This window comes from Ursidibacter arcticus, assembly GCF_009761375.1.
Taxonomy (GTDB): Bacteria; Pseudomonadota; Gammaproteobacteria; order Enterobacterales; family Pasteurellaceae; genus Ursidibacter; species Ursidibacter arcticus.
Genome location: NZ_LEKM01000115.1, coordinates 22693 through 36646, shown reverse-complemented (window position 1 = coordinate 36646; position 13954 = coordinate 22693). Strand labels below are relative to the sequence as shown.

Annotated in this window: 9 protein-coding genes; 5 read left to right on the top strand and 4 right to left on the bottom strand. The window is 38.1% G+C overall.

All coding sequences use genetic code 11. From position 1 onward, the window contains the following. Positions 1-155: 155 nt before the first annotated feature. A complete protein-coding gene (locus tag A1D25_RS03870; RefSeq protein WP_157394381.1) occupies positions 156-419 on the top strand; it encodes a transposase in 264 nt (87 codons plus the stop codon). Positions 420-468: 49 nt separating this feature from the next. Here the strand turns inward: A1D25_RS03870 and A1D25_RS03865 are convergent, their stop codons facing one another. From A1D25_RS03865 to oxyR, 4 genes are all read right to left on the bottom strand, one after another. Beyond that, on the bottom strand, positions 469-1023 hold the full coding sequence (locus A1D25_RS03865; RefSeq protein WP_157394380.1) for an RBBP9/YdeN family alpha/beta hydrolase: 555 nt from the start codon (positions 1021-1023) through the stop codon (positions 469-471). A gap of 131 nt (positions 1024-1154) precedes the next feature. After that, a complete protein-coding gene (locus A1D25_RS03860) occupies positions 1155-1670 on the bottom strand; it encodes a protein disulfide oxidoreductase (protein WP_157394379.1) in 516 nt (171 codons plus the stop codon). Positions 1671-1680: 10 nt separating this feature from the next. Next, the gene (fabR, locus tag A1D25_RS03855; RefSeq protein WP_157394378.1) at positions 1681-2307 is read right to left on the bottom strand and encodes an HTH-type transcriptional repressor FabR; all 627 of its coding nucleotides are present in this window, start codon (positions 2305-2307) and stop codon (positions 1681-1683) included. Beyond that, complete coding sequence (oxyR, locus tag A1D25_RS03850) at positions 2304-3194, bottom strand: DNA-binding transcriptional regulator OxyR (protein WP_157394377.1); 891 nt, start codon at positions 3192-3194, stop codon at positions 2304-2306. Before oxyR ends, fabR begins: the two co-directional genes overlap by 4 nt. Before the next feature lie 146 nt (positions 3195-3340). On the opposite strand from oxyR, the gene murB reads away from it, so the two are divergent. The 4 genes from murB (at position 3341) to rpoB (ending at position 13872) form a co-directional block, all read left to right on the top strand. Next, positions 3341-4369: a UDP-N-acetylmuramate dehydrogenase gene (murB, locus tag A1D25_RS03845; protein WP_157394376.1), complete on the top strand. Its 1029-nt coding sequence runs from the start codon at positions 3341-3343 to the stop codon at positions 4367-4369. Next, entirely contained in the window at positions 4366-5130 is a 765-nt protein-coding gene (locus A1D25_RS03840; RefSeq protein ID WP_157394375.1) for a biotin--[acetyl-CoA-carboxylase] ligase, read from the top strand. Before murB ends, A1D25_RS03840 begins: the two co-directional genes overlap by 4 nt. Before the next feature lie 326 nt (positions 5131-5456). Then, a complete protein-coding gene (locus tag A1D25_RS03835) occupies positions 5457-9482 on the top strand; it encodes an Ig-like domain-containing protein (protein WP_157394374.1) in 4026 nt (1341 codons plus the stop codon). 361 nt (positions 9483-9843) lie between these two features. Continuing rightward, positions 9844-13872 (top strand): DNA-directed RNA polymerase subunit beta, encoded by a 4029-nt coding sequence (gene rpoB, locus A1D25_RS03830; protein ID WP_157394373.1) that lies wholly within the window; start codon positions 9844-9846, stop codon positions 13870-13872. Positions 13873-13954: the final 82 nt, after the last annotated feature.

Below are 13954 nucleotides of genomic sequence, written 5' to 3'. Positions count from 1 at the left end.
TTTGTCATCAGTCTGACTCGTCACAGACGAGCGCTATCTTTTTTTACTTTTTTAAATTTTTATTTTGCGATCTGTATCGAGAAATAAAATGAGATAACTATTTAATTTGATATTTTTTGCTAAAGTTTTTTTATTTTCAGAAATAGGGGAATAAGATGAGTAGAAAATATAAAATGAATAATCTTGATGGTACTTATTTTGTCAGTTTTGCAACAGTTTATTGGATAGATGTTTTTGTGCGAGAAATCTATTTTCAAGCCATCATTCAATCTTTGGCATTATGCCGTAAAGAAAAGGGGATGATTCTTTATGGATATTGTATTATGCCTAGCCATATTCATCTATTATTCCAAGCTAAAGAGAAAAATCCTACAGAGTTATTACAACGTTTCAAAAAGGCTACGGCAAAGGCCATATAATAATTACCAGCCCTTTTATCTATTACACCTATAAAATATAAAAAAATAATTATTTTTTCCTATATTCCAATAATTTTTGTATCAACTCGAAAACCAAAGGGAATTCGGTTATACCCTCTCGATCAAGAAAATGCCCGCCTGTAGGTAAACGTATATAATCCGCTTTTAAATGCTTTGCCAGCTCGTCACTATAAGTATGTGGCACAATACTATCATCGAATGAGGCGATAACGTAGGATTTAAAAGGCATACAAGGCGGTAAAATAGCATACAGATTAGAAAATTGCGTGAGTTCTGGTAGTGTATTAATTGGTTGATAAAAACCAGATACAAAGATTGCACCTAATGGTGTTTCATAATTTTTTGCTAAGAAATTAAGTAAAGCAATACAGCCTAAACTATGTCCAATAACAATTGTGTTGTCATCAATTTGAACGTTATTTTCAAGATAAGATAACCATTGATCGCAATGAGGATTATCTGAGTTAGGCATATTTAAACGAATAGCTTTAATATTGATTTCTGCTAGTTTTTGTTCTAGCCAAGGAAACCAATGTTTATCTGCTGAGGCAGTATAGCCGTGTACAATATAGACTTTTTTCATAAATATCCCCAATAAAATAGAAATGATGGACAAGATTTTGGCATTTTTCATTTTTATATGAAAGGCGTTACAGTTATATTCAATGTTTTTTTATTATACAAAATATAAGTAACTTACCGCTTATCATAAAGTTATCTCACAAAATTGGCGAGCCACAGACGAACTTTTAAGCCCCAATAGCTTGTTAGTCCTGTGGTATGGTTAATAATTTTTCCATCTTTAATCATTAAAATTGTTGGTGTTGCTTGAATATCCCAACTCTTTGAGAATTCGCCTGTTGGGTCATTTAAGGTTGCAAAATAGTACTTTTCTTGAGTGAGATATTGTTTAACATCATTATCTGTTCCTGATTTGAGTGCCACACCTAACACTTCATAACCCTGTTCCGCAAATTGTTGAATAGCAGGCGATGTATAATCGCAGAATTGACACCAACTCCCCCAAAAATAGAGCAACATTGGTTTGTTATGGCTTAACTGTGCGATAACTTTAGGCTGTTGTGCTATATCATAAAGCACTTGTTCGGCAAACTGAGCGGGGGGGCTAGGTTTACGATACCAGTCCATTACAATGCTGAGAATAATAAATAGGCTTCCAAAGAGTAGAATATTTTTGATTAAACGACTTACAATCGTGTTTTTTAGCATTTTTTGTCCTTTATTTATCATCTTTTGTTCTTTGAGCGTAAAGTACAGCACCAGAAGCAAGCATTTTTAACTGCATAATTAAGCGTCTTTTTAGTTTAGCTCGTTCTTCCGTATTCATATCCAAGGCGTGAGAACCTGCTGTGAAGACGAGTGTCACTAACCCTTCCGATTCCACATAAGCTAAATCACGATGAATGTTAGGATTGCGTGTTTGAATATATTCCGCTAATTCAGCAACAAAATGCTGGATTTCACGAGAGGCGGCGGTTCGGAATGCTTGTGAAGTGCCAGAACTCTCACGCAATAATAGGCGGAACATATTGGGGCGTTCTTCTATAAATTCGAAGAATGTTTCGACAGATGTTGCCACTACACCGCCACCATTTTCCAAACGTTTTCTTGCTCTTCGCATTAGCTGACGTAGGATTAGCCCCGATTCATCTACCATCGCTAATCCTAATTCGTCCATATCCTTAAAATGGCGGTAAAATGAAGTAGGGGCAATGCCTGCTTCTCGGGAAACTTCTCGTAAGCTTAAATTTGAGAAACTTTTCTCAGCAGTTAATTGATTAAATGCTGCATCAACTAAAGCTCTGCGAGTTTTTTCTTTCTGAACTGCTCGAACGCCAATACTCATTCACAACCTGCTATGATTTGCTGAATTTCTTTGGCTAAACGCTCATAACGTAGGCGTAATGGCGAGCCAGGACGGTAAACTAAGCCGATACTTCTAAAAGGTTCTGGATCTGCAAAAGGAATATACGTTAATGACGGAATGGATAAATTACGGGTCGCTAATTCTGGCATCAACGCAATACCAATATTGGCTGCAACCATATTACGCAAAGTTTCCAAGCTATTGGCTTTGAAATGGCGATTCTCTTTTGCACCGATAGATAAGCAATAATCCATCGTTTGTGTTCTTAAACAATGTCCGTTATCTAGCATCAACATTTCTTTATCTCGTAAGCGAGCTAAATCCAGTGTTTTTTCTTTTGCCCAACTATGTTGGCTAGATACAGCAAGCAACATTTTTTCGTTAAAAATTGGAACTTCAATAAAGGGTTCGGTTTCTTTTGATAAAGATAAAATACCACAATCTAGCTGACCTGACTCAAGCTGTTCTAGTAACTCATTAGTTGGTAATTCATAAATATAGATTTCCAATTCAGGAAATAGCGATTGTAGATTAGGTAAAATAATCGGTGATATATAAGGCCCAAGAGTTGGAATAACACCAATTAAAATTGGACCAGACATATCTTTACCCTGATTACTTGCCATTTCTCTAAGAATTTTGACTTCACGAAGTACTGCTTTTGCTTGCTCGACCAGTGTTAATCCTGCTTGAGTGAATAGTACCTTACGGCTTGTACGCTCAAGTAATACCGCACCTAATTCGTCTTCTAGTTTACGAATCTGACCGCTTAGTGTTGGTTGGCTCACATTACAGGCATCAGCAGCTTTACGGAAATGTTTAAACTCAGCTAATGCAATGAGATATTCTAAGTCTCTTATATTCATCAATTCCTCCTATCAATGTGAAAACAAATTATGGCATATTTAACCAATAAAGTTGCAAAATAGTGTGAAAATAATTGTACTTTTACACAAGTAGAGAGAGAAAATGGTAAACTAAAGCGGTTTTATTTTCATAACGAGATGTTTTTATGAGCCACAGCTTAAACTCTTTTCATACCTTTCATTTATCCGCTAAAGCGGCTGCTATTATTCCTGTTATCAATAAATCAGAGCTGATTACTGAATGGCAAAAGGCTTATCAAGCTAACCAACCTGTACTGTTACTCGGGCAAGGCAGTAATGTTTTATTTTTAGATGATTTTGCAGGGATAGTGTTGATCAATCAATTAAAAGGTATTGAGCATCGAGAAGATGCGGATTTTCACTATTTGCATATTCAAGGTGGGGAAAATTGGCACGAGCTAGTTAAGTGGACATTAACGAAACAGATTGGCGGGTTAGAAAATTTAGCTCTTATTCCTGGTTGTGTTGGATCTGCACCTATCCAAAATATCGGGGCTTATGGTGTGGAATTTGAAAAAGTGTGTGATTTTGTGGAAGTGGTTGAGTTGCGTACGGGCAAAACCTTTACCCTAACAGCTCAACAATGTGAATTTGGCTATCGTGAAAGTGTGTTTAAGCATCAGTATAAAGATGACTATGCGATTGTGTCAGTAGGCTTAAAGCTGGCAAAAAATTGGCAACCTGTATTAAGTTATGGTTCTTTAACTTCGTTTGAGCCTAATTCGGTTACGCCACAACAAATTTTTGATGAAGTTTGTGCAGTGCGTTCAGCAAAATTGCCTAACCCTGATGAATTTGGTAATGCGGGTAGTTTCTTCAAAAACCCAATTATATCATTTGCAAAATTTTCACAACTTCAGACCGCTTACCCACAGATGCCACACTATCCACAAGCGGACGGTTCGGTAAAAATTCCTGCAGGTTGGCTAATTGACCAATGCCAATTAAAAGGTTTTCAAATTGGCGGAGCTTCGGTACATACTCAACAGGCTTTAGTGCTTATCAATAAACAAAATGCCACTGGTGCAGATGTTGTCTTGTTGGCAAAAACAGTACGTCAAAAAGTGCGTGAAAAATTTGGGGTGGAAATTCACCCAGAAGTTCGTTTTATTGGGCGTACAGGGGAAGTGGATAGTGAGGAAATTACACGATGATCCGCTTAAATCAAGCCGAAATTCAACAAGGTTTGCTTTGTGGACAAGCTCTCGTATTTGATGAAATTGACTCAACGAATGAATTTCTCTTGAAACAGCTCCACACTCTACCTTCTGGCTCAATCTGTCTTGCTGAAAGCCAAACAGCAGGACGTGGGCGACGTGGGCGACAGTGGTACTCACCCCTAGGGCAAAATTTGTACTTCTCAATGTTATGGCATTATCCGCAACAGAATGACAATCTCTCATCTTTAAGTCTTGTTGTTGCTTTGGTGATTGCTGAAACATTTCAGCAGATTGGTATTGAGCAGATACAGATTAAATGGCCTAACGATATCTATTATCAAGGGAAAAAAATGGGCGGTATTTTAATTGAAAGTAAAATAGATCGCTCTGGTGTCCATTTAGTCATTGGTATTGGGCTAAATCTTGCGATGAATACTATTGATCCGAGTATTGTAACTCAAGCGTGGGCTGATCTCTCCACTTACCATTTAGATCGCAATCAACTTGCTACACAACTCGCCTATTCACTCCAAAAAACCTTAAACGAATATCCACAACATTCCTTTAGTGATTATTTAGCTCGTTGGCATCAGTTTGATTGTTTCTACCAAAAGAATGTCAAACTAATCACCCCAACCCAAGAAATCATTGGCATTTCTCAAGGAGTAAATGAAAAAGGTGAATTATTACTCCAACAAGGCGATAAAACGCAGTCTTTTGCTATCGGTGAAATTTCGTTGAGGTTTAATTCGTAATTTTTTGTAAATTAATTATTTTATTTCTTTAAAAATTGTTAAGGATTTGAATTTTTTTTATATATCCTACTATTTTACAAAGGAAAAATAAAATTGACAAAACTGATATTACTTACTTTGTTTAGAGATTAAATGAACAATGATTGAACGGAGTTAAACTTTATCATAATATAGCAATGCCCCATAAGGTGATTTGCCTTATGGGGCTTTTATATGGCTAGAAATGCAAGAAGAGCAATAGTTAAAAATTACAATTTATCAAGCATATCTGACCGCTTTCTGTTGGTTAATAATTTAACCATAGCTTATTTTAATTATAGAAAATTATGTCAATTTATCGTTTAAAAGTTATTACTCAAACTACTGAGAAAGTAGTACAAATTCCAGCTAATCAAACAATTAAAATTCAGGCATCGGATAACACAAAATATCAACTGTTTAATGAGCAGGGTGAGCTTGTTGAATTTAATACAACTAAATTAAACCAACACGATCTCGCTATTTCTATTGATGGGGCGAGTGAACCTAATCTGATTTTAGAAAATTACTACACTCATTATCCGATTGAAAACCCACAGTATCTATCAGATATTTCTTCAAGTTTAGCGACAGCAAGTAAGGAAAGTTCACTAGTATTAGCTAGTGAAGTTACTGCAATTGGTTTATCTCAAGCTGCCATTTATGGTTTAGCTACTACTGCGGTATTGGGTTCTGCTTTTACTGTTGCTCATCGTAATCGTACTGGTAAAAATCAAAATACAGAAAGTGGGAAGCTAGCCTTGCCTAAATTAGAATCCAATAAGGATAATATTCCATCCACTGCTGTGGATATTCAAGGAGAAGGTAGTAACGAAATTAATGCTATTCCTCAGCCTGAAAAAGATAATGCACCAAATCTAGCAAAACCATTGATTGAAATTGATGCGATTACCACAGATGATGTAATCAATGCAGTGGAATCCAAAACTGAAACAATCACAGTGACTGGTCGTGTAACGAATGTAGAAAATTCAGTGGCTAAAGCAGGTGATGTTGTTCGTTTACAAGTGGGGGAACTTATTGTTGAAACCCCATTAACGGAGCAACTGACATTTAGTGTGCCTGTTAGTACTGTCGCTTTAGTGAATCACAAAAATATTACAGCCAGTTTGCTGACAAAAGACAGTGCAAATAATAGCGTAACGGCAGAAACGACAAGGGCTGTGACAGTTGATACCGAACTTAACCTAAGTGTAACCATTGATAAGATTACCGATGACAACGCAATCAACCAAGCGGAATCTGCCAAAGATATTACCTTATCAGGTCACTACACAGCGGATGCAGATTTAAAAGATGGCACCGTGGTGATTAAGGTATTAGTAAACGGAGAACCGAAAGTTGCTGAAGTGAATGAAGCGGATAAAAGTTGGCGTTTAACCCTTGCAGGGCAATCTTTGGCGAACCAACAAGGCGACAATAAACTAACGGTACAGATTTCAGCAGAAGATAAGGTTGGTAATCAAGCAGAAAGCCAACAGGAACACAGCTATCAGGTCGATACGGTGATTGGCAAACCTGTGGTAACAATTACAAGTATTGCTGATGATAATGTGATTGATGCCGAAGAAGCTCAAGGAACCGTGACGATTAAAGGTATTGTAGAGAATAGTGAAGGGAATCGCCCTGTTATTCTAAAATGTCCTTGTAGTGCTTGTGCAAGTGGTTGGAAAGAAGTTGAAGCACCTGTGGTTGATGGTAAATTTGAGCTTACTGTTACAGTGAGTGATACCAGTTTGGCTGATGCGAGATTGAAATCTCTCGAACGCAAAATCAAAGCGAATTATACCGCAGAAGATCAAGTCGGTAATACCTCAGATGCCGATGAAGCAAGTTTAAATTATGAACTTGAGCTTTATTCTGAAATTAATATTACCAAAATTGGCGATAATTTTACTTTTAATCCCAACCAAATGACGCGTATTTCTGGCTCTATTACTGAATTTGAAAGTTGGACATCAAATAACCAAGTACGTGATTGGTATAACGAAGGGCAGAATGCTCAGAATATTCGCACAGTGAATATGGTGATTGGCGATAAAACCTATAAAGTAGGTTTTAATGGCAAAACTAAAACTTTCCAAGTGGATATTCCTAACGAAGAGTTAAAAACCTTAGCAGGTAAAGCGATCTCAATTAACTTTGAAGATGATATTGTTTATAAATATGCTCGTATTTATGGCAAAACTTATAATGAAGCAACTAAGTCTTGGAGTATTGATAGCACTACAAATATAACCCCAACAGCTAAGAACTTTACACTTGAAAGTGATGCTTTGGTAAAAACGGCAGATAATCGCTATCAAGTTAAAGAACAGCCAGCAACGACGGAAATTAGTGGAGTGGTAAAAGGCAGCTTAGCAAAAGCAGGGGCAGAGATTGAGATTAAAATTGGTGATCAAACCTTTACCACGCAAGTCAAAGAAGACAAAACCTTTAGCTATGATGTTTCAAGCGAACTATTAAGAGCGAATTCCGAGAAAACCGTGACAGCAACCTTAAAAAATACAGGAAGCCAAATTGTGACAGATACGGAAGGGTATATTGTTGAAAATGGAACAGATAGTAAGTTTGTTTCTCAACATAAAGAAATTTTACTCAATGATAGAAAAACTGATCACACAAGTAAAGACTATAATTTCTTTTACCCTATTGCGGCAACGTCACTTAAAGATAACTGGAAATATGGTTTTCTCAATGGTCGTAGTATAGGTGGTGAAGAGACACCAATGACAATAAAATACCATTTTGCGAAAGGAAGTGAATTATCGAGTTTACTTGCAACAAACTTTGAAGGAAAAGATTTGAGTGCTAATCCTTTAAGTTTAGATGGACACGATGAGTTAAAACAGATTATGCGTGAAGCATATAATACTATAGCTCGTTATACTAATTTAAAATTTGAGGAAGTAGATAGTTATCAAGATGTTAGTGGGCGTAAAGGTACATTAATAATGGTTGGAGAGCTGCAAAGCTATGCAAAGGTAGCAGCTGCTATTGCATTTAGTGGAAGTAACTTGATTTGGAATATTGCTGAAAAGTATCATTATAAAAATGGTGGGCCAAATTATCTTTCTTACCTAGCATTACACGAGATAACACATACTCTTAATATGGATCACGTTGATGGTCATTTGGGTACTACTTATAAACCTGAGATGAGCAGTGAATTTTTTAATATGTCTTATCATACTAATCCAATGTTTGTAGAGATGCGTGATTTACGCCTATACGATTTAGCTTATTTACATTATCACTTTGGTGTAAATCGTGAGCATCGTGCAGGCAATGATGTTTATACCTTTAAAAAATATAACGCTCGTTCAGCTGATGGTGATGTCTATATTTGGGACGGTAATGGTGTTGATACCTTTGATGCCTCTAATGAAAAGGAAGGAGTAACAGTCAATTTAACCCCAGGTTCGTGGAACTATGTTGGTACAGAAAAGAAAAAGCAATTCCTAGGGATAGACCCAACAACCTATTCTAAGAGTGAATACTTTGATTTAGCGAGCGATGCTAATTTTGGCTCATCGTCTTTTAATGGGAAACAACAAGTTACATTCAGCAACTACCAAGAAGGTCAATCATTTATTGGTTACGGTACTCAAATTGAGAACTTAATTGGCTCTGCATTTGGCGATACCTTAACTGGTAATAACGCCAATAACCAAATCTTTGGGGGAGCAGGAGATGATACCATCAAAGGTGGTTTAGGTAATGACTTTATCAACGGTGGAGAAGGTGCGGATCTGATGTTCGGCGAACAAGGTGATGATATTTATGTGGTTGATGATGTTGCAGATGTTGTTACCGAAAAAGCGGGTGAAGGTACTGATCATATTTATAGCTTAGTAAACTATACTCTTGATGAAAATGTAGAAAATCTCACCTTAATTGGCACAAGTGCGAAAGAAGGTAAAGGAAATGCTTTAAAGAATGTTATTCGAGGTAATGATGTCGGTAATACTTTAAGCGGTTTAGAAGGCGACGATACCTTAATCGGTGGCTTAGGTATTGATACGCTAACAGGCGGAGCAGGAAAAGATACCTTTGTCTTTGACAGTGCTTTAAATGGTAAAGCCGATATTATTACCGATTTTGTTTCGGGTGAAGATAAAATCGGATTATCTAAAACGATTTTTGCATCACTAAATGATGATTTAGGTAATCTAAATAGCCATTTATTCTATGATCAAGCGAGTGGTGAATTACGTTATAACGGTGAAAATACGGGAGTAGATAATGCGATCCACTTTGCAACCGTTGCTGGCTTACAGCAGTTGGAAGCAACGCAATTTACCTTAGTGTAATAAGTAAAGAATAAGCGTCTCTAATTGACAAAAAATCATCTATTGACTATAATTCTTCCCCTTAATTTTGTACGATTCTTGGCTGGTGGAATTTCCATCAGCCATTTTGTGCTTTAAAAAATCAAACAGATTTGTGTCGTTTTTTCTGTTTGATCTGATTTCAAGCGGTATGTTTTTTGCAAAAATTTGCAATTATCCAACCGCTTTCCGCCTAATCAAACGCCAGAGCGGTAGTGATTTTTGACCCCTGTTCCCTGATTAGAAAACGACATCTCGTATCCTTTTTTAATGCCACTTCCTGCCTTTGTTAAGGCGGTTTGTGAACTCAATAACCAAAATAAAAATCAGAGGCTATCTAACAATGGCATACTCATATTCCGAGAAAAAGCGTATCCGTAAGAGCTTTGGCAAACGTCCACAAGTTCTGAACGTACCTTATCTATTAACTATTCAGCTTGATTCTTTTGATAAATTTATCCAAAGAGATCCTGAAGGACAGCAAGGTTTAGAAGCGGCATTCCGTTCAGTCTTCCCTATTGTAAGTAACAATGGTGCGACTGAATTACAATACGTTTCTTATGAACTTGGCGAGCCAGTATTTGATGTGCGTGAATGCCAAATTCGTGGTACAACCTACGCTGCACCATTACGCGTAAAACTTCGTCTTGTTACCTTTGATCGTGAAGCTGCGGCAGGTACGGTAAAAGATATTAAAGAACAAAGCGTGTATATGGGCGAAATCCCTCTAATGACCGATAACGGAACCTTTGTTATCAATGGTACTGAGCGTGTTATCGTTTCACAATTACACCGTAGCCCGGGCGTTTTCTTTGATTCTGACAAAGGTAAAACACACGCATCAGGTAAGGTGTTATATAACGCACGCATCATTCCTTATCGTGGTTCTTGGTTAGATTTTGAATTTGACCCGAAAGACAATTTATATGCACGTATCGACCGCCGCCGTAAATTACCAGCAACAATCATTCTGCGTGCATTAGGTTACACAACCGAAGAAATCTTAGACTTATTCTTCGATAAAATCGTCTTTGATATTGTTGATAACAAATTATTGATGACTCTTGTACCAGAGCGTCTGCGTGGTGAAACAGCTGCGTTTGATATTGAAGCTAATGGCAAAGTTTATGTAGAAAGCGGTCGCCGTATCACTGCTCGTCATATCAAAGCATTAGAAAAAGATAATATTACTCAAATCGAAGTACCAACTGAGTACATCGTAGGTCGTGTTACATCAAAAGATTATATTGACCTTTCAACAGGTGAAGTGGTTTGCCCAGCAAATAGCGAAATCAGCCTTGAAATGTTAGCAAAATTAGCACAAGCAGGTTATAGCCAAATTGAAGTGCTATTCACTAACGATCTTGATCACGGTGCTTATATTTCTGAAACATTACGAGTAGATCCAACTTACGATCGTTTAAGTGCATTAGTTGAAATCTATCGTATGATGCGTCCAGGTGAGCCACCAACGAAAGAAGCAGCTGAAGGCTTATTTGACAATATGTTCTTCTCAACTGACCGCTATGATCTTTCAGCGGTAGGTCGTATGAAGTTCAACCGCTCTTTAGATATTCCTGAAGGCGTGGGTACTGGTATTTTAAGCAACGATGACATCATCGGCGTGATGAAAAAACTGATTGATATTCGTAATGGTCGTGGTGAAGTTGATGATATTGACCACTTAGGTAACCGTCGTATTCGTTCAGTCGGTGAAATGGCCGAAAACCAATTCCGTATCGGTTTAGTGCGTGTAGAACGTGCGGTGCGTGAGCGTCTTTCATTAGGCGATTTAGATGGCGTAACACCACAAGATTTAATTAACGCTAAACCAATTTCTGCAGCAGTAAAAGAGTTCTTTGGTTCTTCACAGCTTTCGCAATTTATGGACCAAAACAACCCGCTTTCAGAAGTTACGCATAAACGCCGTATTTCTGCGTTAGGTCCAGGTGGTTTAACTCGTGAACGTGCAGGCTTTGAAGTGCGTGACGTACACGCAACTCACTATGGTCGTGTGTGCCCGATTGAAACCCCTGAAGGTCCAAACATCGGTTTGATCAACTCACTCTCTGTTTATGCTCGTACCAACGACTACGGTTTCTTAGAAACGCCATATCGTAAAGTGGTTGATGGACAAGTAACCGAAGAGATTGAATACCTTTCTGCAATTGAAGAAGGTAACTATGTTATCGCACAGGCGAACTCTAACTTAGACGAAGATTTCCGCTTTACAGATACCTATGTAACTTGTCGTGGTGAGCACGGTGAGTCTGGTTTATACCGTCCAGAAGAGATTCATTATATGGACGTTTCGACACAGCAAGTGGTATCGGTTGCGGCGGCGTTAATTCCATTCCTTGAGCACGACGATGCGAACCGTGCGTTAATGGGTGCGAATATGCAACGTCAAGCAGTTCCAACATTGCGTGCGGATAAACCATTAGTCGGTACTGGTATTGAGAAAGCAGTAGCACTTGACTCTGGTGTTGCAGTTGTTGCAAAACGTGGTGGTACAATCCAATACGTTGATGCATCGCGTATCGTTGTTAAAGTTAATGAAGATGAAACTGTTGCGGGTGAAGCAGGTATTGATATTTATAACTTAATTAAATATACCCGCTCAAACCAAAATACCTGTATCAACCAAATCCCTTGTGTGAAATTAGGTGAGCCAGTTGAACGTGGTGAAATTTTGGCAGACGGTCCATCAACAGATTTAGGTGAGCTTGCATTAGGTCAAAACATTCGAGTGGCATTTATGCCTTGGAATGGTTATAACTTCGAAGACTCAATGTTAGTTTCTGAACGTGTAGTTCAAGAAGATCGTTTCACAACAATTCACATTCAAGAACTTTCTTGTGTCGCTCGTGATACCAAACTGGGTGCAGAAGAGATCACCGCAGATATTCCGAACGTAGGTGAGTCAGCATTAAGCAAACTAGATGAATCTGGTATCGTCTATATCGGTGCAGAAGTGAAAGGTGGCGACATTTTAGTGGGTAAAGTAACCCCTAAAGGTGAAACGCAATTAACACCAGAAGAAAAATTACTGCGTGCAATCTTTGGTGAAAAAGCATCAGATGTAAAAGACTCATCATTGCGTGTACCAAATGGTACATCAGGTACAGTTATTGATGTTCAAGTATTCACTCGTGATGGCGTAGAGAAAGATAAACGTGCCAAAGATATTGAAGAAATTCAATTGCGTGAAGCGAAAAAAGATTTAACCGAAGAGTTAGAAATTTTAGAAGCTGGTTTATTCACTCGTGTGCGTAACTTACTCATCGAAGGTGGTGTTTCTGAAGCCACATTAGATAAAGTTGCTCGTGAAAAATGGTTAGAGCAAACGTTAGATGACGAAGCAAAACAAAATCAGCTCGAACAGTTAGCAGAGCAACACGAAGAATTACGCAAAGAGTTTGAACGTAAACTTGAGATCAAACGTAATAAGATCATTCAAGGGGACGATTTAGCACCTGGCGTATTAAAAGTAGTGAAAGTATATCTTGCAGTAAAACGCCAAATCCAACCAGGAGATAAAATGGCGGGTCGTCACGGTAACAAAGGGGTTATCTCGAAAATTAACCCAGTTGAAGATATGCCGTACGATGAAAATGGTCAGCCAGTTGAGATCGTATTAAACCCATTGGGTGTTCCATCTCGTATGAACATCGGTCAGATCTTAGAAACTCACTTAGGTTTAGCGGCTCGTGGTATCGGTGATCAAATCAATGCAATGATTAAACAGCAACAATCTGTGGCGAAATTGCGTGAATATATGCAAAAAGCATACGATTTAGGTCACGGTTCACAAGTGGTTGATTTAAGCAAGTTTACTGATGAAGAAGTAATGACACTTGCTCAAAACTTACGCAAAGGTTTACCGCTTGCAACACCAGTATTTGACGGTGCTCACGAAAGCGAAATCAAAGGGTTATTAGAGCTTGGTGGTTTACCAACATCAGGTCAAATTACACTTTATGATGGTCGTACAGGTGAGAAATTCGAGCGTCCAGTAACCGTAGGTTATATGTATATGCTCAAATTGAACCACTTAGTTGATGACAAAATGCACGCTCGTTCAACAGGTTCTTATAGTCTTGTTACCCAACAACCACTTGGTGGTAAAGCACAGTTCGGTGGTCAGCGTTTCGGTGAGATGGAGGTTTGGGCATTAGAAGCGTATGGTGCAGCTTACACCTTACAAGAAATGCTCACAGTTAAATCCGATGACGTGAACGGTCGTACGAAGATGTATAAAAATATCGTGGACGGTACACACTATATGGAACCAGGAATGCCAGAATCTTTCAACGTAATTACGAAAGAGATTCGTGCATTAGCGATTGATATGGAGTTGGACGAAGCGTAATAGTTATTAACGGAGAAAGAAAACTCCCCTCTTTAGCAAAGAGGGGCAGGGGGAGATTTGATTACTATGTTAAATTTCCCAG